The sequence below is a fragment of the Streptomyces flavovariabilis genome, from assembly GCF_000725785.1.
In the GTDB taxonomy this organism is placed as follows: domain Bacteria; phylum Actinomycetota; class Actinomycetes; order Streptomycetales; family Streptomycetaceae; genus Streptomyces; species Streptomyces hawaiiensis.
The window spans coordinates 1-21,356 of record NZ_JNXD01000003.1 but is presented as its reverse complement, the minus strand read 5'-3'; the positions used below and the strand labels follow the sequence as shown (position 1 = coordinate 21,356).

The 21,356-nt window shown below is 69.6% G+C and carries 20 protein-coding genes and 3 pseudogenes; 5 read left to right on the top strand and 18 right to left on the bottom strand.

Features of this window, described 5'->3' with window-relative positions:
* Nucleotides 1–2 precede the first annotated feature (2 nt).
* The gene (locus IO24_RS0107520; RefSeq protein ID WP_031133188.1) at nucleotides 3–902 is read left to right on the top strand and encodes a universal stress protein; all 900 of its coding nucleotides are present in this window, start codon (nucleotides 3–5) and stop codon (nucleotides 900–902) included.
* Between the two features lie 95 nt (nucleotides 903–997).
* Here the strand turns inward: IO24_RS0107520 and IO24_RS0107515 are convergent.
* From IO24_RS0107515 to IO24_RS0107500, 6 genes and pseudogenes are all read right to left on the bottom strand, one after another.
* Nucleotides 998–1,639, bottom strand: a pseudogene (locus IO24_RS0107515) (potassium channel family protein); the annotation flags it as partial.
* A gap of 14 nt (nucleotides 1,640–1,653) precedes the next feature.
* Nucleotides 1,654–2,313, bottom strand: coding sequence for a potassium channel family protein (locus tag IO24_RS0107510; RefSeq protein WP_031133184.1), 660 nt, complete (start codon nucleotides 2,311–2,313; stop codon nucleotides 1,654–1,656).
* Complete coding sequence (locus IO24_RS47335) at nucleotides 2,310–2,483, bottom strand: cation transporting ATPase C-terminal domain-containing protein (protein WP_338055549.1); 174 nt, start codon at nucleotides 2,481–2,483, stop codon at nucleotides 2,310–2,312. The genes IO24_RS0107510 and IO24_RS47335 overlap by 4 nt, the downstream gene beginning before the upstream one ends.
* 80 nt (nucleotides 2,484–2,563) lie before the next feature.
* Nucleotides 2,564–4,573 (bottom strand): annotated as a pseudogene (locus IO24_RS40415) (cation-translocating P-type ATPase); the annotation flags it as partial.
* Nucleotides 4,546–5,076, bottom strand: coding sequence for a cation-transporting P-type ATPase (locus IO24_RS47330; protein WP_338055550.1), 531 nt, complete (start codon nucleotides 5,074–5,076; stop codon nucleotides 4,546–4,548). The gene IO24_RS47330 and the pseudogene IO24_RS40415, both read right to left, overlap by 28 nt.
* 85 nt (nucleotides 5,077–5,161) lie before the next feature.
* The gene (locus IO24_RS0107500; protein WP_031133182.1) at nucleotides 5,162–6,034 is read right to left on the bottom strand and encodes a universal stress protein; all 873 of its coding nucleotides are present in this window, start codon (nucleotides 6,032–6,034) and stop codon (nucleotides 5,162–5,164) included.
* A gap of 235 nt (nucleotides 6,035–6,269) precedes the next feature.
* Here IO24_RS0107500 and IO24_RS0107495 point away from each other — a divergent pair, with 235 nt between their 5' ends.
* Nucleotides 6,270–7,157 (top strand): universal stress protein, encoded by an 888-nt coding sequence (locus IO24_RS0107495; protein WP_031133180.1) that lies wholly within the window; start codon nucleotides 6,270–6,272, stop codon nucleotides 7,155–7,157.
* Nucleotides 7,158–7,207: 50 nt separating this feature from the next.
* Here the strand turns inward: IO24_RS0107495 and IO24_RS0107490 are convergent, their stop codons facing one another.
* The 10 genes from IO24_RS0107490 to IO24_RS0107440 all read right to left on the bottom strand — a co-directional run bounded on the left by IO24_RS0107490 (nucleotide 7,208) and on the right by IO24_RS0107440 (nucleotide 17,990).
* On the bottom strand, nucleotides 7,208–8,089 hold the full coding sequence (locus IO24_RS0107490; protein WP_031133178.1) for a universal stress protein: 882 nt from the start codon (nucleotides 8,087–8,089) through the stop codon (nucleotides 7,208–7,210).
* 380 nt (nucleotides 8,090–8,469) lie between these two features.
* Nucleotides 8,470–9,153, bottom strand: coding sequence for a response regulator (locus tag IO24_RS0107485; protein WP_031133177.1), 684 nt, complete (start codon nucleotides 9,151–9,153; stop codon nucleotides 8,470–8,472).
* A gap of 121 nt (nucleotides 9,154–9,274) precedes the next feature.
* Nucleotides 9,275–9,886 (bottom strand): potassium-transporting ATPase subunit KdpC, encoded by a 612-nt coding sequence (kdpC, locus tag IO24_RS0107480; RefSeq protein ID WP_031133175.1) that lies wholly within the window; start codon nucleotides 9,884–9,886, stop codon nucleotides 9,275–9,277.
* 5 nt (nucleotides 9,887–9,891) lie between these two features.
* Complete coding sequence (gene kdpB, locus IO24_RS0107475) at nucleotides 9,892–12,030, bottom strand: potassium-transporting ATPase subunit KdpB (RefSeq protein WP_031133173.1); 2,139 nt, start codon at nucleotides 12,028–12,030, stop codon at nucleotides 9,892–9,894.
* On the bottom strand, nucleotides 12,027–13,691 hold the full coding sequence (gene kdpA / locus IO24_RS0107470; protein WP_031133171.1) for a potassium-transporting ATPase subunit KdpA: 1,665 nt from the start codon (nucleotides 13,689–13,691) through the stop codon (nucleotides 12,027–12,029). Before kdpA ends, kdpB begins: the two co-directional genes overlap by 4 nt.
* Nucleotides 13,692–13,699: 8 nt before the next feature.
* Nucleotides 13,700–13,789 carry a K(+)-transporting ATPase subunit F gene (gene kdpF / locus IO24_RS42450; protein ID WP_037667570.1) on the bottom strand — a complete coding sequence of 30 codons (90 nt, stop codon included), beginning with the start codon at nucleotides 13,787–13,789 and terminating at the stop codon, nucleotides 13,700–13,702.
* 206 nt (nucleotides 13,790–13,995) lie between these two features.
* Complete coding sequence (locus IO24_RS0107455) at nucleotides 13,996–14,718, bottom strand: potassium channel family protein (RefSeq protein WP_031133169.1); 723 nt, start codon at nucleotides 14,716–14,718, stop codon at nucleotides 13,996–13,998.
* Nucleotides 14,711–16,084, bottom strand: a complete 1,374-nt coding sequence (locus tag IO24_RS0107450) for a TrkH family potassium uptake protein (RefSeq protein ID WP_037667568.1) — start codon at nucleotides 16,082–16,084, stop codon at nucleotides 14,711–14,713. Before IO24_RS0107450 ends, IO24_RS0107455 begins: the two co-directional genes overlap by 8 nt.
* A gap of 156 nt (nucleotides 16,085–16,240) precedes the next feature.
* Complete coding sequence (locus IO24_RS0107445) at nucleotides 16,241–17,011, bottom strand: ABC transporter permease subunit (RefSeq protein ID WP_031133165.1); 771 nt, start codon at nucleotides 17,009–17,011, stop codon at nucleotides 16,241–16,243.
* A gap of 55 nt (nucleotides 17,012–17,066) precedes the next feature.
* Nucleotides 17,067–17,990, bottom strand: a complete 924-nt coding sequence (locus tag IO24_RS0107440; protein ID WP_031133163.1) for an ABC transporter ATP-binding protein — start codon at nucleotides 17,988–17,990, stop codon at nucleotides 17,067–17,069.
* An 83-nt stretch (nucleotides 17,991–18,073) separates the two neighbouring features.
* Between IO24_RS0107440 and IO24_RS0107435 the strand changes: the two genes are divergently transcribed.
* From IO24_RS0107435 to IO24_RS0107425, 3 genes are all read left to right on the top strand, one after another.
* A complete protein-coding gene (locus IO24_RS0107435) occupies nucleotides 18,074–18,589 on the top strand; it encodes a GbsR/MarR family transcriptional regulator (RefSeq protein WP_078899029.1) in 516 nt (171 codons plus the stop codon).
* Nucleotides 18,590–18,725: 136 nt separating this feature from the next.
* Nucleotides 18,726–19,232 (top strand): GbsR/MarR family transcriptional regulator, encoded by a 507-nt coding sequence (locus tag IO24_RS0107430; protein ID WP_234335168.1) that lies wholly within the window; start codon nucleotides 18,726–18,728, stop codon nucleotides 19,230–19,232.
* Nucleotides 19,229–20,113 (top strand): SAM-dependent methyltransferase, encoded by an 885-nt coding sequence (locus IO24_RS0107425; protein ID WP_031133157.1) that lies wholly within the window; start codon nucleotides 19,229–19,231, stop codon nucleotides 20,111–20,113. The genes IO24_RS0107430 and IO24_RS0107425 overlap by 4 nt, the downstream gene beginning before the upstream one ends.
* Nucleotides 20,114–20,688: 575 nt before the next feature.
* On the opposite strand, the gene IO24_RS0107415 is transcribed toward IO24_RS0107425, so the two are convergent.
* Both IO24_RS0107415 and IO24_RS44280 read right to left on the bottom strand, forming a co-directional pair.
* Complete coding sequence (locus IO24_RS0107415; RefSeq protein WP_031133155.1) at nucleotides 20,689–21,072, bottom strand: hypothetical protein; 384 nt, start codon at nucleotides 21,070–21,072, stop codon at nucleotides 20,689–20,691.
* Nucleotides 21,073–21,267: 195 nt separating this feature from the next.
* Nucleotides 21,268–21,356 (bottom strand): annotated as a pseudogene (locus IO24_RS44280) (IS5/IS1182 family transposase); the annotation flags it as partial.

Sequence of the window (21,356 nt, the reverse complement as noted above, 5' to 3'; positions counted from 1 at the left end):
TGGTGAGTGGTCTCGTGGTCGTGGGCGTGGACGGTTCGACGTCGAGTCTTGCCGCGGTGGAGGTGGCGGCACGGGAGGCACGATTGCGGGGGGCTGGGCTGCGGGTGGTGCACGCGTTCGTCGTCTGGCCCGCGACGCATGTGCCCTTGGGGCCGCCGCCGCTGGAGCCGCCGGAGCCGCCGGAGGGCGGGCTGCGGGACATGGCCCATCGCCTGGTGACAGAAGCGGTCGAGCGGGCGCGGACGGTGGCGCCGGACGTCGACACCAGTCACGTCGTGGTCACCGCTGAGCCGGTGACGGCTCTGGAGGCGCAGTCGCGTGCCGCCGAGCTGGTGGTGGTGGGGTCCCGGGGCATGGGCGGGTTCGTCGGGCTGCTGGCGGGGTCGACGGCGGTGCATCTGGCGGCGCACGGCTCCTGTCCCGTCCTGGTGGTGCGCGAGCAGCCGCACGCCGACGGTCCGATCGTGGTGGGCGTCGACGGCTCGGCCGCGGGACAGAAGGCCGTTGATTTCGCCTTCGCCGAGGCCGCCCTGCGCGATGCGCCGCTGGTGGCGCAGCACGCCTGGACCACGTGGAACGCGCCGATGCCCGCCCCGCAGGACAAGTCGATGCCGTACGCGAACCCGCCCGGAGCGCTGGCCGAGGAGGAGGAGCGGCTGCTGTCCGAGGCGCTCGCCGGCCGTCAGGAGCGCTATCCGGGTGTGACGGTGGAACACAAGGTGGTGCACGGCGGGACGCGGGAGTCGTTGATCGAGGCGAGTCGGTCCGCTCAGCTGGTGGTGGTCGGTGCGCGGGGACGCGGCGGCTTCTCCGGACTGCTCTTGGGGTCGGTCAGCCAGGCCCTGCTGCACCACGCGCACTGCCCGGTGGCTGTGGTGCGGGGAGCGGTAGAGCGTCACTGAGGGCGCCGGTCACGGAGGCTCGGTGCCTGGGCAGCGGGCGCTGGGTCGCTCCGAACGCCGAGGTGTGACCGTGCCACTCCTGGTCCGGGCCCGACTCACTGGAACGCCGCGTGGATCTCCTGCTCGGTCGCGGAGTGCGAGACGAGGAGGAGTTCGTCCCCGGCATGCAGCCGGATCGCCGGATCCGGCACGGTGGGCTGTCCACCGCGGACGATCGTGGCGACAACGGTGCCTTCGGGCAGCCGGACCTCGCCCAGAGTGCGGCCCACCGCCCTGGACTGCGGTGTGATGGCCGTTTCGATGACGTCGACGCCGGCTTTGCTGAGCCGCAGCAGGGCGACCGTGTCGGTAGCCCCGGTGGCCTCCTCGATGAGGGAGATCAGCGGGGTGGCGGCGGGGACGGCGACGTCGACACCCCAGCGCGCGTCGAACAGCCATGCGTTGTCGGCGTCGTTGACCCGGGCGGCCACGCGGGTCACCGAGAACTGCCGTTTGGCGAGCAGACTGATGACGAGGTTGTCCTCGTCGTCCCCGGTGGTGGCGATGACAAGGTCGGCGGTCAGGGCGCCGGAGTGTTCCAGGAGGGCCGGTTCGCACGCGTCGCCGGTGACCAGCCGCACTCCCGGGAGGCGGCTCTCCAGTTCGGCCACGCGGTCGTCGTCGACGTCGATCAGCGTGATCTCGTTGCGAGCCGCGGAGAGCACCCGGGCGATCTGGGTACCGAGCCGTCCCGCGCCGGCGATGAGCACGTTCACGTCCCCAGCTCCTTGTCGAGAAATCCGCGCAGCCTGCCCAGCGCGGTGGCGGCGACGGCGAAGGTGACCAGGTCGCCCGCCTGTGCGGGTGTGCTGTGCGCGGGGATCAGGGAGTGGCCGCCGCGGGTGACCTCGACGACGCGGATCTCGCCGTCGACGTCGAACTCGGCCAGCCGCCGCCCGATGAAGTAGTCGGGCACTTTTGAGCGGACGAGCAGCGTCTCCCCGTTGCCGAAGCTGAGTTCGGGGCTCAGGTGGCGGTGCAGCAGCATCTGGTGGATCTGGTGCACGGTCCAGCGGACGCTGGCGATGGTGGGGATGCCGAGTTCGCGGTAGATGTCGGCGCGCCGGGGGTCGTAGATGCGGGCGAGGACGATCGGCACCCCGTAGTTCTCCTTCGCGGTGCGCGCGCTGACGATGTTGCTGTTGTCCCCGGAGGTGACGGCCACGAACGCGTCCGCGTGCTCGATCCCGGCGTTCTGGAGCACCGCGCGGCTGTAGCCGTTGCCCTCGTGGAAGCGGATACGAGGGCTGTCGGGCAGCCGCCGGGCCGCTTTGGGACGCCGGTCGACGACCTGAACGAGGTGCCCTTCCGAGGCGAGCAGACCGGCGAGGGTGGACCCCACCCGTCCGCAGCCGACGACGATCACCTTCACCGTGAGCCTCCTTTCGGGCGGGCGGCGCGCCGGCGCAGCCACGCCTTGCGGCCTTCGTCCGCGAGCAGGGGCAGGGTGCCGAGCCCGACCAGGACCGCCCAGTCGGCGGCGTCGAGCGGGGCCGTGTTGAAGACGGCCTGCAGCGGCGGCAGATAGCTGATCGCGACCATGACGGCGACCCGAAGCCGCCCGCCGCCAGCAGGGCCGGATTGGACAGCAGACCTGCTTTCAGGATGCTCTGACGCTCTGTGCGCACCGCGAGGGAGACGAAGAACTGGCTGAGCACGATCCCGCCCTGGTCCAGCGTGACGGCCTCCCGGTAGACGGGGTGGTCCTCGGTGAAGTCGTCGAACGGGATGCCGGAGGAATGGATGTGCCAGAAGAACACGGCGCATACGCCGAGCGCTTGGATGCCGCCCAGGAACAGGATGCGTCCCACCACCGCCGCCGAGAACAGCCGCTCGCGCCGGGAGCGCGGCGGGCGGTCCATCACGTCCGGCTCGGGTCGTTCCGCGCCCAGCGCCAGGGCGGGCATCACGTCCGAGCCCAGGTCGATCGCAAGGATCTGCACCGCGCTGATAGGCACCAGCGGAAATCCGGCGAACGTCGCCGCCAGAATCGGGCCGAGCTCGCCGATTTTGCTGCTGAAGACGTAGATCAGGAACTTGCGGATGTTCTGGTAGACGGACCTGCCGAGCCGCACCGCAGTCGCGATGGAGGCGAACGAGTCGTCCAGCAGCACCATCGAGGCCGCCTCCCGGGCGACGTCGGTGCCCGACGCGCCCATCGCCACGCCGATGTCCGCGTGCTTGAGCGCCGGGGCGTCGTTCGCGCCGTCCCCCGTGACCGCCACCACCTCGCCCCGCCGCTGGAAGGCGGTGACCACACGCATCTTGTGCTCCGGGCTGACCCGGCACAGCAGCAGGTCGGACGGCTCGGCGAGAAGCGAGTCGAGCGCCTCGTCGTCCATCGCGTCGAGCCGGGCGCCCGTCACCACGACCGGATCCGGCCGCCGTACGATCCCGACCCGACGGGCCACGGCCTCCCCGGTCAGCGGGTGGTCGCCGGTGACCATGACGATCCGGATGCCGGCCCGGCGGCAGACGGCGACCGCGTCGGTGACCTCCGGACGCGGCGGGTCCAGCATGCCGACCAGTCCCAGCAGCGTCAGCGCCGACTCCGCCTCCTCCTGCGCCAGGCGGGGCCCGCCCAGCTCCCGCCACGCGACGGCCAGCACCCGCAGCCCCTGCGACGCCAGCGCGTCGCCGACCGCGACGACCGCCTCCCGTTCCGCCCCGGTCAGCAGCCCATGCCGCCCGTCCCACTCCACGTCGGTGCACCGCGCCAGCAGCTCTCCGGGCGCTCCCTTGACGCACGCCTGGTAGCCCGCGCCGGTCTTGTGCACCGTGGTCATCAGCTTGCGGTCCGAGTCGAAGGGGAACTCCGTCACCCGCGGCGCCGCCGCCTCCTCCGCGCCCAGATCCAGACCGGCCTTGGCCGCGACGACGAGCAGCGCCCCCTCCGTGGTGTCGCCGAGCACCCGCCAGTGCTCCCGAGGGCCCGTAGGTGGAACAAGCCGGGCGTTGCAGCACAGGCCCGCCACCCGCAGCAGCTCGCGCACCGGCGCGGCGTCGGCGACCTCGCCGCTCGGCTCGTACCCCACACCGCTCACCGGATGCGGCGCACCTCCCGCCCACACGTGTGCGACGGTCATCTCCGCCTGGGTGAGCGTCCCGGTCTTGTCGGTGCACACGACCGTGGTCGACCCGAGCGCCTCCACTGCCAGCAGCTGTTTGATCAGGGCGTGGCGGCGTGCCATCCGCCGTACGCCGATCGCCAGCGACACCGACAGCGTCGCGGGCAGCCCTTCCGGCACCAGCGCCACCATCACACCCAGTGCGAACACGAACAGGGTCACCGCGGATTCGCCGGTGGGCAGTCGCACGGCGAACATCAGGGCACCGATCGCCAGGGCCGCCCCCGCCACCCGCCGCGCCATCGAGGCCACCTGGAGCTGCAGCGGGGTCTTCTGCCGCGGGGCGGCCGCGGCCAGCCGGTAGATCCGTCCGAACTCGGTCGCCGCGCCGGTGGCGAAGACCACGGCCCGCCCGGAGCCGGCGACGACGTCGGTCCCCATGAACACGCAGTTGCGGGCCTCCAACGGCGGTCCGACGGCCACCGGGTCGGCCGTGCGGCCCACGGCGTTGCTCTCCCCGGTCAGCGGCGCGTTGTTCACGGCCAGCTCGTGCGCCTCCACCACCCGGCAGTCCGCCGACACGGCGTCCCCGGACTCCAGCACCACCACGTCGCCGGGACCAACTCCCGGGCAGGCAGCTCCAGCCGTTCGCCGCCGCGCAGCACCCGGCAGGTGTGGAACACCATCGCCTCCAGGGCCTGAGCCGTTCGCTCGGCCGAGTACTCCTGGGCGAAGCCGATGGCGGCGTTCAGGACCACGACGCCCAGGATCGCCACCGCAAGCTGGAAGGTGCCGATGTCACGCGGCTCCTCCAGCCCGTACGCCAGGAAGGTGATCCCCGAGGCGACGATCAGCACCACCGCGAAGAGATCCGTGAACTGCGCACCCAACTGCCGCCACACGGCGCGACGCCCGGCGCGCGGCAGTTCGTTGGACCCGTACCTCTCCAGCCTGGCCCGTGCCTGGGCCGTCGGCAGGCCGCGTCGTGAGGTGCCCAGCGCGGTGAAGACCTCACCAGCGGGGAGATCCGGTACCAGCGGGTCCGTGCTCGCCTGTTCGCCGCTCATGACCGGCGGCGCTCTCTCATCGTGTGAAGGGCCGACCGGCAAGGACAGAGCCGTCCGGGAGACAGGTCCCGGGCCGTTCGCTGCCTCACGCCGGGACCGTGATGACGGGGCAGCGGGCGTGGTGCAGCACTCCCTGGCTTACCGAGCCCAGCAACATGCCGGTGAACCCTCCGTGTCCCCTGGTTCCCACGACCAGGCCAAGGGCGTGTTCCGAGGCTTCCGTCAGGACCTGCACCGGGTGTCCGCGGACGACCTCGTGGTGCAGCTCCACTTCCGGGTACCTCGCGGTGCGGCCCGCGACCGTCTCCGAGAGCACCCGGCGGCACTCCCGCACCGCGGCTTCCTCATCGAGGACACCGAGGAGCGGCGGATGCCACACGTACAGGGCCCGCAGGAGCGCTCCGCGCAGGGCCGCCTCCTCGAACGCCACATCCACTGCCGCGGCCGAATGCGGGCTGCCATCGACGCCGACCACGAAGTACGCGGGCTGCTGGGTGACGTGCTCCGGCTCAGGCACGACCGCGACCGGGCAGGGAGCGTGGGCGGTGATCGGGAGCACCACAGAGGCGGCGGAGAACATCTCGCGCCGCCTGCTCAGGTGCCAGGAGCCCACCACGACCAGGGCGGCGCCCCGAGCCTCCTCGCGCAGGACCCACGCCGGCTCTCCTTCCGCCAGCAGCGTCGACACCTCCGCCGCCGGACGCCGGGACTCGACAAAGGCGACCGCTTCCTTGAGCACCTGCTCACCCAGCCCGTGCAGCGCCCGGTTCCACTCCTCCCAGGACGGCCGCGCCTCCCCCGACCGGTACCCGCCGGTCGGCACACCCTGGGCGTGGACGAGCCGCAGCGGCAGGTGACGTCGGTCCGCCTCGTCGGCGGCCCAGGCGAGGGCCAACCGCTTCGAAGGGTCCGGGTCGACGCCCACCACGATCCGCCGACGCCCGTCCGCACCAGTCATGGCACCTCCAGGGATCTCCCCGCCGCCCGTCCGTTCACTGTTCTTCCAGCCTCACCCCTGCCGTCGGGTGCCGCCACGCCGACGGCTTCGCGCGGCCGGTTGGCTCGTCTCACGCTCCGCACGATGCGGGGCGTCGCAAGCTGGTGAAGGCTGGAAGGAGAGCGGCAGTGCACCAGCGCCGGCCGACTCGAGCGGCAGTCAGGGACCGGCCGCCAGGTGAGAAGGAGAGTCTGTCGTGGCGAATCCGGTCGTCGTGGGAGTGGACGGCTCGCCATCGAGCCTGCACGCGGTGGAGGTCGCGGCACGCGAGGCCGGTCTGCGCGGCGCGGGCCTACGGCTCGTGCACGCCTTCGGGTGGCCGTCGATGCACGTACCACCCGGCGGCCCCCCGTGGAATCCGGCCGCGGCAGGGGTGCGTGAACTGGTAGACGGCACACTGATCAAGGCCGAACAGCGGGCCCGCAGAGCCGCGCCGCAGGTGGAGATCACCCGGGAGGTCAGCGTCGGTGAGCCGTTGATGGTGCTGGAGATCGAGTCGCGCACCGCGACGCTCGTCGTGGTCGGCAGCCGGGGACTGGGCGCGTTCGGCAGCCTTCTGCTGGGCTCCACCGCCGTGCACCTGGCCGCGCACGGTCGCTGCCCGGTGCTGGTGGTGCGCGGCCGGCCGGACCCGAACGGTCCCGTGCTGCTGGCGGTCGACGGCTCACCGGCGGGCGAGAAAGCCGTCGAGTTCGCCTTCGCCGAGGCGTCTCTGCGCGGCGTGGACCTGGTGACCCTGCACGTGTGGAACACCCGGAGCGAGCGGGCCTACGAGGGTCCTGGTGATCCTCTGAACGTGGTGGTGAACATCGAGCGGCTCCGCGACGAGGAGCAGCGGCTGCTGGACGACACGCTGTCTCCGTGGCAGGAACGCCATCCCAGGGTCACCGTGCGGCGGGTCTTGGCCCGCTCCCGGGTCCGCCCGGCCCTGATCGAGGCCAGCCGCGAGGCACAGCTGGTCGTGGCCGGTGCCCGCGGCCGCGGCGGCTTCACGGGGCTGCTGCTCGGCTCGGTCAGCCAGGCACTGCTGCACCACGCGCACTGCCCCGTCGCCGTAGTACGTGGCGGAAAGCGGGAAAGCTGATGGGCCATGACCCTCGAGTGCCGCCTGCGCGGCTGCCGACGCCGCAGTACTCATACGTGCTGCGGCACGACCGCAACAGGGCACTGGGCGTGATGCAGGAGTGTGTGGGCCACCCGGCCGAGCTGGAGCCCGAAGTGGTCCTGCCGTCGCCGCGCTCCGACGATCACGAGGTCGGCCGCAGCCGAGCGGTCCACCAGTACCTTGCGGGCGGATCCCTCCACCGTCGTGCGGCGCACCCTCACGTCCGGGTGTTCGGCGACCGGGTCACGGATCAGCTCGTCCAGCTGGGCGCGGGCCCGCTCCTCGTGGTACCGGGCGGGTGCCTCGGCGAGCCCGCCCGTGTCGGCGGGCTCGTGTGCGGGTTTGCGCCAGGCCCGGACCACGTCGAGGGTGCACCCGCGCACCTCGGCCTCACGGAAGGCGAACCGCGCCGCTTCCCCGCCGGCAGCGGGGTCCCCGGCCCCGAGGAGGATCCGCTCGTGGGTACCGGTCAGGCCGGCCGTGTCGCCCCGCACCACGATCACCGGACAGTGCGCACGGGCCGCGACGGCCAGCCCGACGGAACCGAGCAGCAGTCCCTTCAGCTCGCCACGGCCCCGCGAACCGGTGACCAGGGCGGAGGCGTTGTTGCTCTCCCGCAGAAGCGCGTCCGCCGCTTCGGCCGGGAGGACCTCGGTGGACACCTTCACGTCGGGGTTGCGCCGCCGGGCGCGCTCCGCCGCGGAGGCGACGATGTGGTCGGCCATCACCTGCTCCGACGGGCGTTCGGTACTGACCGACGGGGTGATGCCCTCGTAGCGCTCCCAGCGGGAGGCGTACACCAGCCGCAGCGAAAGTCCGTGCCGAGCGGCCTCATCCACCGCCCAGTCGAGCGCCACCAGGCAACCGTCCGATCCGTCCACGCCCATGACCAGGGGCAGTTCCAGTCTCATCGTTCCCACCGCCTCACTGCCGGGCAGTCTCCAGGTTCACCCTCGCCGTCACACCCGGTACAGCCGGTGGCGAGGGGCTGTTCAGTCCCTACCGGGGACGTTCGGCCCAGCGGTCAGGCCCGCCCGTGACCGGCAAGCCGGCCGTTCGCGGGGGTCGCAAAACCGTGCGAGTCACGGCGCATTCATGCGCGACTCAGGGCACAGTCACGCTCAGAGGCTCCCGCACCGGGGTGGCTCCGGTGCCGGGCCCCGTCTCCAGCACCGGCATCCTGATGGTCAGGACGCCATGCTGGTAGTTCGCCGTGGCCTCGTCGCCCTTCGCCCCGGTCGGCAGCGGAGTGTAGTGGCCGTAGACGAACTGCTTAGGATCGCCTGGCAGGTCAGGTCTCGAAGCGGTAGCCCATTCCCGGCTCGGTGATCAGGTAGCGGGGGTGGGCGGGGTCCGGTTCGAGTTTGCGCCTGAGCTGTGCCATGTACACCCGAAGGTAGTTCGTCTTGGTGGCGTACGTGGGGCCCCAGACCTCCTGGAGCAGCTGCTTCTGCGTCACCAGGCGGCCAGGATTGGACACCAGGATCTCCAGCAGATGCCACTCCGTGGGGGTGAGGCGGATGTCGTGGCCGTCACGGCCGGCCTTCTTGGCCAGCAGGTCGACGGTGAAGTCGTCGGTCGTCACCACCGTCGTCTCGGGGGCCAGGGGCACGGCCTCGGTGCGGCGGACGGCGGCCCGCAGCCGGGCCAGCAGCTCGTCCATGCTGAACGGCTTGGTGATGTAGTCGTCGGCGCCCGCGTCCAGCGCGGCGACCTTCTCCTCGGAGGCGCGGCGTGCGGACAGGACGAGGATGGGTGTCCGGGTCCATCCGCGCAGCGCCTTGATCACCTCGACGCCGTCCATGTCGGGCAGCCCGAGGTCGAGGACGACCACGTCGGGCTGGCGGGCGGCGGCGAGCCGGAGGGCCGTGGTGCCGTCCGGCGCCGCGTCCACTCCGTAATGCCGGGCCTGCATGTTGATCACGAGGGCTCGTACGAGCTGTGGATCGTCCTCCACCACCAGCACCCGGGTCATCGGTGTGCGGCCTTCCTGTCTTCGGTGGACGGGGTCAGGCGTTCGGAGCCGCGCCGGGGGCCGGGGGAGCGGAAGCTCTCGGCCCACCGGCCCTCGGTCGCGGTCCTGCCTGCTAAGGCCATCAGTTCTTGGCCGCTTCCTTGAGCGCGATGTTGAGTTCGAGGACGTTGACGCGCGGCTGGTCGAGGAAGCCGAACGAACGGCCCTGGGTATGGTCCTTGACCAGCTTCTCGACTTGGGCGACCGTCAGCCCGTTCGCCTCGGCGACCCTCTTGACCTGGATGTCCGCGTACTGCGGGGAGATGTCCGGGTCGATGGCGGAGGCCGAGCCGGTGACCGCATCGACGGGCACCTCGGACTCGGGGACGCCGTTGAACTCGGCGACCTGCTCTTTCGCCGCCTTCACGTGCTTGACCAGCGTCGGGTCACTGGCGCCCAGCTGGCTGGAGCCGGTGGCCAGCGGGTCGTAGCCGCTGTTGGAGGGGCGGCCCTGGAACCACTTCGGGTCCGGCTTGTCGGTGCCCTTGATGTTCCAGCTCTGCCCGATCAGCTTGGAGCCGACCTCCTTGCCGTCGGCCTTTACCATCGAGCCGTTGGCCTGGTCGTGGAAGGCGACCTGTCCGATGCCCGTCACCACCAGCGGGTAGATGACGCCGGTCACCAGAGTGAGGACGAGCAGCATGCGCAGCGCGGCCCACAGCATCCGCGCGGTGTTCACCACAGAAGTGTTCATGTCCTTCATCCGATCCCGGGGATCAGCGAGATGAGTACGTCGATGAGTTTGATGCCGATGAACGGGGCGACGAGGCCGCCCAGGCCGTAGATGCCGAGGTTGCGGCGGAGCATCTTGTCCGCGCTCATCGGCCGGTACTGCACACCGCGCAGGGCAAGTGGTACGAGCGCGATGATGATCAGCGCGTTGAAGATGACGGCGGAGAGGATCGCAGACTCCGGCGAGGCCAGGCCCATGATGTTGAGCTTGTCCAACGACGGGTAGGCGACGGCGAACATCGCCGGGATGATCGCGAAGTACTTGGCGACGTCGTTGGCGATGGAGAACGTCGTCAACGCGCCCCGGGTGATGAGGAGCTGCTTGCCGATCTCGACGATCTCGATGAGCTTGGTCGGGTTGGAGTCGAGGTCGACCATGTTGCCGGCCTCCTTGGCGGCCGACGTGCCCGTGTTCATCGCGACGCCCACGTCCGCCTGCGCGAGTGCGGGGGCGTCATTGGTGCCGTCGCCGGTCATCGCGACGAGCTTGCCGCCGGCCTGCTCGCGTTTGATGAGGGCCATCTTGTCCTCGGGTGTGGCCTCGGCGAGGAAGTCGTCGACGCCGGCCTCCTCGGCGATCGCCTTGGCGGTCAGGGGGTTGTCGCCCGTGATCATGATCGTCTTGATGCCCATGCGGCGCAGCTCCTCGAACCGCTCCCGCATGCCGTCCTTGACGACGTCCTTGAGGTGGATGACACCCAGGACGCGGGCGCCCTGATCGTCCTGGACGGCGACCAGCAAGGGCGTGCCGCCGGCCTCGGAGATGCGGTCGGTGAGGGTGTCCGCGTCCTCGGCGACCTCGCCGCCCTGTTCCCGCACCCAGGCGATGACCGACCCGGCCGCGCCCTTGCGGACCTTGCGCCCGTCGACATCCACACCAGACATCCGGGTCTGGGCGGTGAAGGCGATCCACTCGGCGCCGGCCAGCTCCCCCTGGTGGCGCTCGCGCAGCCCGTACTTCTCCTTGGCGAGGACGACGATGGAGCGGCCTTCAGGGGTCTCATCAGCCAGCGAGGAGAGCTGGGCGGCGTCGGCGACCTCGGCCTCGGTGGTGCCGCGCACGGGTACGAATTCGGCGGCCTGCCGGTTGCCGAGCGTGATGGTGCCGGTCTTGTCCAGCAGCAGCGTCGACACGTCACCGGCGGCCTCGACGGCCCGCCCGGACATGGCCAGCACATTGCGCTGCACCAGGCGGTCCATGCCTGCGATGCCGATCGCGGAGAGCAGCGCGCCGATCGTGGTCGGGATCAGGCAGACCAGCAGGGCCGTGAGCACGATCATCGAGGTCTGTTTGTCGGCGCCCGCGTAGATGGCGAACGGCTTCAGCGTCACGACGGCGAGCAGGAAGACGATGGTCAGCGAGGCGAGCAGGATGTTCAGGGCGATCTCGTTCGGCGTCTTCTGCCTCGCCGCGCCCTCGACCAGGTTGATCATGCGGTCGATGAAGGTCTCACCGGGCTTCGTCGTGATCTTGATGACGATGCGGTCGGAGAGGACCTTCGTACCGCCCGTGACGGCCGAGCGGTCACCGCCGGACTCGCGGATCACGGGCGCCGACTCGCCGGTGATCGCCGACTCATCGACGCTCGCGACACCTTCGACGACGTCACCGTCGCCGGGAATGATGTCGCTGGCCTCGCAGACGACCAGGTCGCCGATCTTCAGCTCGGTGCCCGGCACCTGCTCCTCGATGTCTCCGGCGAGGCGGCGGGCGACGGTGTCGGTCTTGGCCTTGCGCAGGGTGTCGGCCTGCGCCTTGCCGCGGCCCTCGGCGACCGCCTCCGCCAGGTTGGCGAAGACGACGGTCAGCCAGAGCCAGGCGGTGATGACCCAGCCGAACCAGTCGCCAGGATCCTTGATCGCGAGCACGGTGGTGACCACCGAGCCGACCAGCACCACGAACATGACGGGCGCTTTGACCATTACCCGCGGGTCGAGCTTGCGGCAGGCGTCCGGCAGCGACTTCACCAGTTGCTTGGGGTCGAAGAGACCGGCGCCGACGCGGCCCTCGGGGTGCTTGTGTCCGGTCGGTACGTCCTGGTGCGGTGCCCGGGTCGGGGTAACCGTGGACATCGGGTCCTCTTGCTTCTTCGTGTTGGTGGTCATGTCGCCAGCCCTTCGGCGAGCGGGCCCAGGGCGAGAGCCGGGAAGAATGTCAGACCGGTGATGATCATGATCGCGCCTACCAGCAGACCGGTGAACAGCGGCTTCTCGGTGCGCAGGGTGCCCGCGGTGGCGGGGATGGGCTTCTGCTCGGCGAGCGAGCCCGCCAGGGCCAGCACGAACACCATGGGCAGGAACCGGCCCAGCGTCATGCACAGCCCCAGCGTGGTGTTGAAGAACGGGGTGTTCGCGCCGAAGCCCGCGAAGGCGGAACCGTTGTTGTTGGAAGCCGACGTGTAGGCGTACAGGACTTCGGAGAAGCCGTGCGCGCCGATGTTGGTCATGGCTTCCTTGCCGTCCGGCAGGGCCATGGCCACCGCGGTGCCGATCAGCACCAGGGCCGGGGGGATGAGGATGTAGCAGGCGGCCAGCTTTATCTCGCGGGTGCCGATCTTCTTGCCCAGGTACTCGGGCGTCCGGCCGACCATCAGCCCGGCGAGGAACACCGCGATGATCGCCATGATCAGCATGCCGTAGAGGCCCGAGCCGACGCCGCCGGGCGCGATCTCACCGAGCATCATGCCGAGCAGCAGAACCCCGCCGGACAGCCCCTGGTAGGAGTCGTGGAAGGAGTTGACCGAGCCGGTCGAGGTCATCGTCGTGGAGACCGCGAAGAGTGAGGACGGGCCCTCGCCGAAGCGCTGTTCCTTGCCCTCCATGGAACCGCCCGCGATCTGCGAGGCGGTGCCCGGGTGGGCGTATTCGATCCAGGTCACCGCGACGACGGCGAGGAACCAGATGATCCCCATCGCCGCGACGATCGCGTAGCCCTGACGCACGTTGCCGACCATCTTGCCGAAGGTGCGCGGCAGGGAGAACGGGATCAACAGCAGCAGGAAGATCTCCAGCAGGTTGGTGAAGCCGTTGGGGTTCTCGAAGGGGTGGGCGGAGTTGGCGTTGAAGAAGCCGCCGCCGTTCGTGCCGACATCCTTGATGGCCTCCTGCGAGGCCACGGCGCCGGGGCTGATGGCCTGCTTGTCGCCGGTCAGCGTGGTGATGGTGTGGAGGTCGCCGAAGTTCTGGATGGCTCCGGCCGCGATGAGGAGCACGGCCGCGATTACGGAGAGCGGCAGCAGGATACGGACGACGCCGCGCACCAGGTCCGTCCAGAAGTTGCCCAGGTCCCCGGTGCGGGACCGGGCGAAGCCGCGCACCAGCGCCACGGCGACGGCGATGCCGACGGCCGCCGACACGAAGTTCTGCACGGCCAGCCCGGCGGTCTGGGTGACGTGGCTCATCACCGTCTCACCCGAATACGACTGCCAGTTGGTGTTCGACGCGAACGACACGGCCGTGTTGAACGCCTGGTCCGGGCTGATCGGCTTGAAGCCGAGCGACAGCGGCAGCTTGTCCTGCACCCGCTGGAGCACGTACAGGAAGATCACGCCGACCGCGGAGAACGCCAGTACCCCGCGCAGGTAGGCGGGCCAGCGCATCTCCGCGTCCGGGTTCGCGCCGACCGAGCGGTAGATCCACTTCTCGACGCGCAGGTGGTTCTTGGAGCTGTAGACGGCGGCCATGTAGTCGCCGAGGGGGCGGTGCACCAGGGCGAGCGCGCCGATGAGCGCGGCCACCAGGAGCACGTCAGCAAGAACGGAGCTTATGGGCGTGCTCAGAACCTCTCCGGGAAAATCAGGGCGAGGACGAGATAACCCAGCAGGGCGACGGCCACGACCAGTCCGATGACGTTCTCGGCGGTCACAGCTTCGTCACCCCCTTGGCGACGAGAGCCACAAGCGCGAACACCGCGATCGTGGTGAGGACGAAGGCCACGTCGGCCATCGCAAGCTCCTGGATGAGGTTCGGGAAGAACGGACCTCTAGAGGGAACCCTCTTTCCAGGCGGCTGCGGCCGTCCTTAACGCCTCCCTGAAGGCGCCCCGTACATCTTTGACGCACTCCATACGCCTCAGCTGAGCTCGGCGAAGGCTTCCACCGCGTGGATCTTGCCGGTGACCACGATGACGTCGCCCTTCTGGACGACCGTCTCCGCGCTGGCGTAGGTGAAGCCCTCGCCGGGGCGCTTGATGCCGACGACCGTGACTCCGTACTTGGTGCGCACCTGGCTCTGGCCGAGCGGGACACCGGTCGCGATGTCCGGGGCGACGGTCTTGACCAGGGCGTAATCGTCGTCGAACTCGATGAAGTCCAGCATCCGCCCGGTGACCAGGTGGGCGACGCGCTCGCCCATCTCGTGCTCGGGCAGGACGACGTGGTGGACGCCGAGGCGTTCGAGGATCTTGCCGTGCTGTCGGCTGATGGCCTTGGCCCAGAGGTTGGGGACCTCGGCCTCCAGCAGGTTGGAGGCGATGAGGATGCTGGCCTCGATGTCGGTGCCGATGCCGACCACGGCGCTGGTGAACTCGTGCACGCCGAGCTGGTGCAGCACCTCCGGGTCGGTGCAGTCGGCGACCGCCGAGTGCGTCAGGCCGTCGCTGTACTTCTGGACGAGGCGGGCGTCGGTGTCGATGCCGAGGACGTCCCAGCCGCGCCGCATCAGCTCGTTGGCGAGGGAGGAACCGAAGCGGCCCAGGCCGATGACCGCGACCCGCTGGTCGCCGACGCTCTGGGCGTGCTGCTCGGCGAGACGCTTGCGGCGCCGAAGCCGCAGTTTGTGCAGGTAGTCAGCCAATGACGGGTCGCTCCTCGGGCAGGTCGTAGCGGCGTTTGCGCTCGCGCAGGGCCAGCGCCGAGACCAGGGTGACCGGTCCCAGACGGCCGATGAACATCAGCAGGGTCAAAATCAGCTGCCCGGTGGCCGGGAGGTCGGCGGTGATGCCGGTGGACAGGCCGACGGTTGCGAAGGCCGAGACGACCTCGAACAGGACCTGCTCGAAGGGCAGGGAGGTGGTGCTCAGCAGGGCGAGCGTGGCGGTCATGACCAGTCCGACGCCGAGCAGCGCCACGGTCAGGGCCTGGCGCAACACGTGCGGGCCCAGCTTGCGTCCGAGGACCGCGGAGTTGGGTTCGCCCCGCACCTCGGCGATGATCGCGACGGCCAGGACCGCGAACGTGGTGACCTTGATGCCGCCGGCGGTGCCCGCGCTGCCGCCGCCGACGAACATGAGCATGCAGGTCATCAGGAGCGTGGAGGCGTGCATCGCCCCGATATCCAGGGAGTTGAAGCCCGCGGTCCTGGTCATCGTGGAATGGAAGAACCCGTTCAGAAGCTTCTCGGGCCAGTCGTGCGGGCCCAGGGTGCCCGAGTTGGTCCACTCCAGCAGACAGGTCAGCAAAGTGCCCACGGCGAGCAGAACGACGGTCGTGGCCAGCGTCAGCTTCGTGTGCAGGGTCCAGTTGCGGCGGCCGGTGGTGCGGCGGCGGTTCCGGTGGCGCAGCAGTTCCAGGAGGACAGGGAAGCCGAGACCGCCGAGGATCACGGCCACGGCGACGGGCAGGGTGACCCACGGATCATCGGCGTAGCGGGTGAGACTGTCGGCGTGCAGGCCGAAGCCGGCGTTGTTGAACGCCGACACGGCATGGAAGTAGCCCAGGTACACGGCGTCGCCGATGGAGTTGCCGTAGCCGAAGCGGAACCGCAGGGAGAGGACCGCGCCGACCGCGAGTTCCACGATCAGCGTCGTGCCGGCCACACCGAGCAGCACCCGGCGGACGTCACCGATGTCCAGACTCTTGGTCTCCGCCTGCGCCGTGAGCTGCATCCTCAGCCGCAGCTTCCCGGAGACCAGCAGGGCGAGCAGGGAGGCCATCGTCATGATGCCGAAGCCACCGACCTGGATCAACGCGAGGATCACGCCCTCACCGAAGCCGCTCCAGTACGTGCCCGTGTCCACCACCGCCAGGCCCGTCACGCAGACAGCCGACGTGGACGTGAACAGCGCGGTCACCATCCCGGTGGCCATGCCGTCCTCGGCGGCGACCGGCAGCGCCAGCAGCGCAGTCCCCAGGGCGATCACCGCGGCGAAGGCCAGCACGACCGTGCGGGCCGGATGCGCGGTGAACAGCGACCGGCGCACCCGCGCGGAACGTCCTGCCACCGGCTGCCTTCCTCGTGTACGTCCAGTCCGTCAAGGATTGGTATGGACTTCGTACGGAGCCCGTCAAACCCCGCGCGGCCGTCACCCTACCCCGCAGTCGCTCGCAGGGACCGTCCGGCTCAGACGCGGCCTGCTCTCGTCGCCCGGGGCAGGGCGTCAGGTGTTGATGTCCCGGCGCGCGAAGCGCCACGTGCCCAGAGCCACGAGGGCACTAGCCGTCGCGGCAAGGATGCCGATGTCGGCCCACTGGAAGCCGTGCCGCAGCGGCTGGCCGCCGATGTAGTGGTGGAAGGGCGAGAGGTACGCGAGCCGGTCTGCGCCGATCTGCGCGGCGAAGGTGTGCGCGGTGTAGGCCAGGAGCCCTATGGCGGCGGTGCCGGCGAGGGCGACGTTACGGCGGCCGAAGGCGGCCCCGAGCCCGAGGGCGAGGGCGCCGAAGACGATGCCGAGCAGGGCCAGGTTCATGCACTGGGCGAGCAGTTCGGCCGGAGTGACGCTGGTGAGTTCGGCGCTGTCGCGGATGGCGAGCAGGGCGAGCCAGACCAGGGCGGAGATCGCGCCTGCCCCGGTGGCCAGCGCGGCGAAGCGCTGGAGGACGAGCCGGGTGCGGGTGAGGGGGTGGGCGAGGACAAGGTCGAGCTGCCCGAACTCCTCCTCGCCCGCGACAGCCCGGGATCCGGTGGCGGCGCCGTAGATCATGGCCAACAGGGGCAGGATCACTCCGAAAACGCTGGCCTGGAGGTAGCCGGCGGCGGTGGCGTCAATGTGCAGCGACTCGCGCAGGGCCTCGGGCAGGCTCGCGGTGTTGTCCTTCTGCGAGGGGTACGTGGAGGCGTACATCATGCCGACGGCGGCGGTGCCGAGCATCCAGCCGACGAGGCCGCGGCGACTGTCGGAAAGGGACTTGGTGTAGACGGCCAGGTTCATCGAGGGGCCTTTCGATGGGAGCGCGAGGGTCGGGGCAGCAGGCAGCCGACTCCGGTCAGGCGGGCTGGCCTGTCGTGGTGCGCGGGGCGGCTTCCGCACCCTCGTAGTAGGAGTGGAAGAGCTCTTCGAGAGCGGGTTCGGTGGCGCGCAGGCCGGTGACGGTGTGTACGGCGAGGGCCTTGACGAGGGCGTCGGGGCTGCCGGTGATCTGGCCGGTGAGGGTGGTGCCGTCCGCGTCGAGGTGCAGCCGTCCGTCAACGCCCGCGAAGGCGTCTGCGGTTACGGGGTGCGCGAAGGTGACCTCGATGTCGCGGACGGCCCCGGCACGCAGGGCGGCGACGGTGTCCAGGGCGACGAGGAGGCCGTCGCGGATGATGCCGACCCGGTCGGCGACAGCCTCGACCTCGCTCACGATGTGGCTGGACATGAACACGGTCTGACCGTTCACGGCAGCTTCGGTGACCAGGTCGAGGAAGGTCTGCTGGACCAGCGGGTCGAGCCCGGAGGTGGGCTCGTCCAGGACCAGCAACTCCGGGGTGTGCATGAACGCCTGCACCAGGCCGAGCTTCTGCCGGTTGCCCTTGGACAGCTTCTTGATCCTCGTGCCCTGGTCGAGGCCGAGCCGGTCGGCCAGGCCGTCGATGCGCTCCTGCGGCACGCCACCGCGCAGGGCGGCGAGGAAGCGCAGGTAGCCACGCACGTTCTGCCGCACGTCACAGACGAAGTCGCCGGCCAGGTAACCGACCCGGGAACGCAGTCGCAGGCCGTCGGCGCGCGGGTCCAGGCCGAGCACGACGGCGCTCCCCGAGGTGGGGCGGATCAGGTCGAGCAGGAGCCGGATGGTGGTGGACTTGCCCGCACCGTTGGGGCCGAGAAAGCCGAAGACTTCACCGACACGGACGTCCAGGGTGAGCCCGCTCAGGCCGCGTCGGGCGCCGTACGTCTTGGTGAGCTCACGGAGCTCGATCGCGTTCTCCATGAACCAGAACGTACCGAAGTTTCAGAGATCTGTAAACGTATTGAGATATCCGAGTGTTGAGAGTTCCGGGTACGATGCAGGTCATGGACAGCGAGCAGACCCGCGAGACGGCACAGACTCGAGCCACGGACGACGAACAGGGCAGGCAACTGCGCGAGGCCGCGGAGCGGCTCGCGCTCACCCTGGCCCAGGGCGGGATGCAGAAGACCACCGCGCGCGTGATGACCGCGCTCCTCTTCAGCCGCCAGGAGACCATGACGGCCAACGACCTGTGCGACGAGCTGCAGATCAGCTCCGGTGCGGTGTCGGGCGCGGTCAAGCAACTCCTCCCCATCGGCATGATCGAGCGGGTTCCGGCACCCGGCAGCCGGCGCGACCACTACCGCTTCCGTGAACACGCCTGGGCAAGGCTGATGAGCAACCAGAACGCCATGCTCGCCGTCATGGGCGACGCCGCCACCGAGGGCATCAAGGCCGCGGGCGAGGACAGCACCGCGGGACGGCGCCTGCACGAAATGCGGGACTTCTACGCCTTCTTCCAGCGCGAGATGGCCGCCCTCGTCGACCGGTGGCGGGATCAGTACGACGTGGAGCGCTGACCACACCCTTCCCGGGCAGGCCGGTCATCGTCCAGGCGATCGGCGCTGCGGAAATCGGGCAAGGTTCCCAGCCACGGTCTTGCCGCATGGCAGCGTGGACCCTAGTTTCAGTTGAGAGTGAAATCCCTAGGTATTAATGAATCAGCTGAAGAGCGGTGCGCGTATGGCGGAGTCGGGCAACGAGGACGTGCTGGAGTGGGTCGAGCGGATCGCGAAGTACTGCGCGGACCAGGACGGTGTGCCGCTGATCGCCGGCCGGGTGTTGGGCTGGTTGATGATCTGCGACCCACCTGAGCAGTCCGCGGAGGAGATCGCCGCCGCGATCGGGGCGAGCCGGGCCTCGCTGTCGACCAACCTGCGGTTGCTGAGCTCGGTCGGTTTCGTGCACCGGCTCACCAAGCCGGGAAGCCGCACGGTGTACTACCGGGTCGACGACGACGCCTGGGAGAAGGTCGTACAACGACAGATCGCCTCGCTCGCTTCGCTCGGCCAGATCATGCGGGACGGCATGACGTTGGCCGGCCCCTCCACCACCCGCAGCGCCCGGATCGGCGCCGCCCACGAGGTTTTCCTCTGGATGGAGCAGGTCTTCGCCGACGCGCCGCCACCGCCTTCCGCAGCCCGTTCCGCGAAGGAGAGATGACTGTGACGAAGCGACCCCCCGCAGCTCAGACCGCGTTAGGCCCGATGGTGATCGCGGCGTGCGAGCAGCACCTTCCCGCTTCCCAGCGGGTGCTCAGCGACGAGCTGGCCGTCCAGTTCCTGCCGCCCGGACTGCGGCTCGTCGTCGGGGCCTGCAGGTGGCGCCCCGTGCGCGATCTCCTGACCGACGCGACGGACAAGAAGGCCCTGGGTCTTTGGGCGAGCGTCCTGTCCCGGAAACGGTATGCCGACGACAAGGTCTCCGAAGCGGTGCTGGCGGGGATCGAGCAGTTCGTGTTTCTCGGCGCGGGCCTGGACACCCGGGCGTACCGACTGGTGCCGTCGGCTGGCGGACGAGCGTTCGAAATCGACTTGCCCGCCAACATCGCCTACAAGCGGCAACGGCTGGAGGCGGTCTACGGCCGGGTACCCGATCACGTGGTTCTGGTCCCGGTCGACTTCCAGACCGATGACCTCGCCGACGTGCTGCACGCCCATGGCCTCAGTCCGAAGACTCCGACGATGTTCGTTTGGGAGGCCGTGACGCAGTACCTGTCGGAGGATGGCGTGCGCAGGACCCTCGCATTCCTCGCCCAGGCCGCCGTAGGCAGCCGGTTGATCTTCACCTACGTCCGCAAGGACTTCCTCGACGGAATCGACTTCTACGGCGCCGAGCGAGCCCACCAGGACTTCGTCGTGAAGCAACGGATGTGGCACTTCGGTCTCGACCCCGACGACGCTCGGAGTCTGCTTCTGGGGTACGGCTGGGCCGAGAGGGAGCAGGTCGGCAGGCGGGACTACCTCGCCCGCTATATCCGGCCGACCGGGCGGGACCTGCCCGTATCCGAGATCGAGCGATTCGTCTATGGCGAGAAGGAGTGAGACGGCTCTTGCCCGTGGCCGACTTGGCGCGTGATTGGAGGGCCGCGGCCAGTCGGCGAGGGGCACTCACAGCCTGCTCTGGCGACTGTCCCGGCGGATCCGATACAGGCCGTGCAGGCCGAGTACGACCATCGCGCCTGCGATCATCGGCCACCAACGCGAAGCCTCATGCAGCGAGCCACCCCATCGCGATGTCGACCACATCGCCCTGCCTGAATGGATTCTGCACCTTCGGCCCCCGTGTCCCGTAGCTCATGTCGTCGAACCGTTCTGTCGTCGTGCCAGAAGAAGTCGTTCGGCATCGTGCCGTTCGCAGGCGGGGTTTGACCGAGAGCCGGGCACGATGGCGAACGGGTGCCTGCCAGCGCCGGGGACCGCAGAGCCGACGGCGAGTGCTCGGTCGGCTCGCGGTCCGCGTTCACCGCGTCGTCTCCATCACGAAGGGTGGGATCGGCGAAATTCCGGTGGTGGCACCGCCGACGTCAACGCCCGCCGAACCGTACGGCGGTGCAGTGCGTATTTCGCCGCCAGTGCACGCCGCTGATGCGGTGGCCGAGCGCTTCAAACCGGGCTGGCTATGGTCGGGCGGTCGGCGGTGCCGGAAGGGGCGCCGTGCCCGGAGCGCTGTCGGGGGACTGGGACTTCAAGCCGCCGGTGCTCGGGGTGGGCGTGACGTGTTGCTGCTCCTCCACGGTGGGGTGGAGCATCCACCACAGCACGGCCACCAGACCAACGGTGCACACACCACCGACGAACAGCCCAACCGGCGGGCGTCGCGGTGACCGCACCAGGCGCAGGCCCAGCCAGCCGACACATGCCCCTGTGAAGACCGCGATCGTCGGGGTGAGGTCGCCGTTCTTGTACGTGACCAGGAAGGCGTCGCAGTCGGTAAAAAACGCCAACAGCGTGGCGTAGAGCACCGCGATGACCGCGCACGCTCTTTCCAGCAGGCGCAACACGCGTACTCCTTTGCCATTCAAGTGAGTCGCTGTGACCACAGAGACATAGGTGGGCGAAAGGTCCTGAACTAGTGAAATCCACTCTGCTCATTTTGGGGAGTCCGTTTAAATCGAGATGCAGCATCTCCGAAACCACCTCCAGTAACTTCTTTCACATTCCCTCCGGGACACCCTTACGTCGCATAAGACGTTGTTTCACTTGGTGAGTCGGCGGTAGCTGATGAGGGCTGCGGCGATGCCGACGAAGGCCAGGAAGTGTTCGGCCTTTCGCTCGTAGCGGCGGT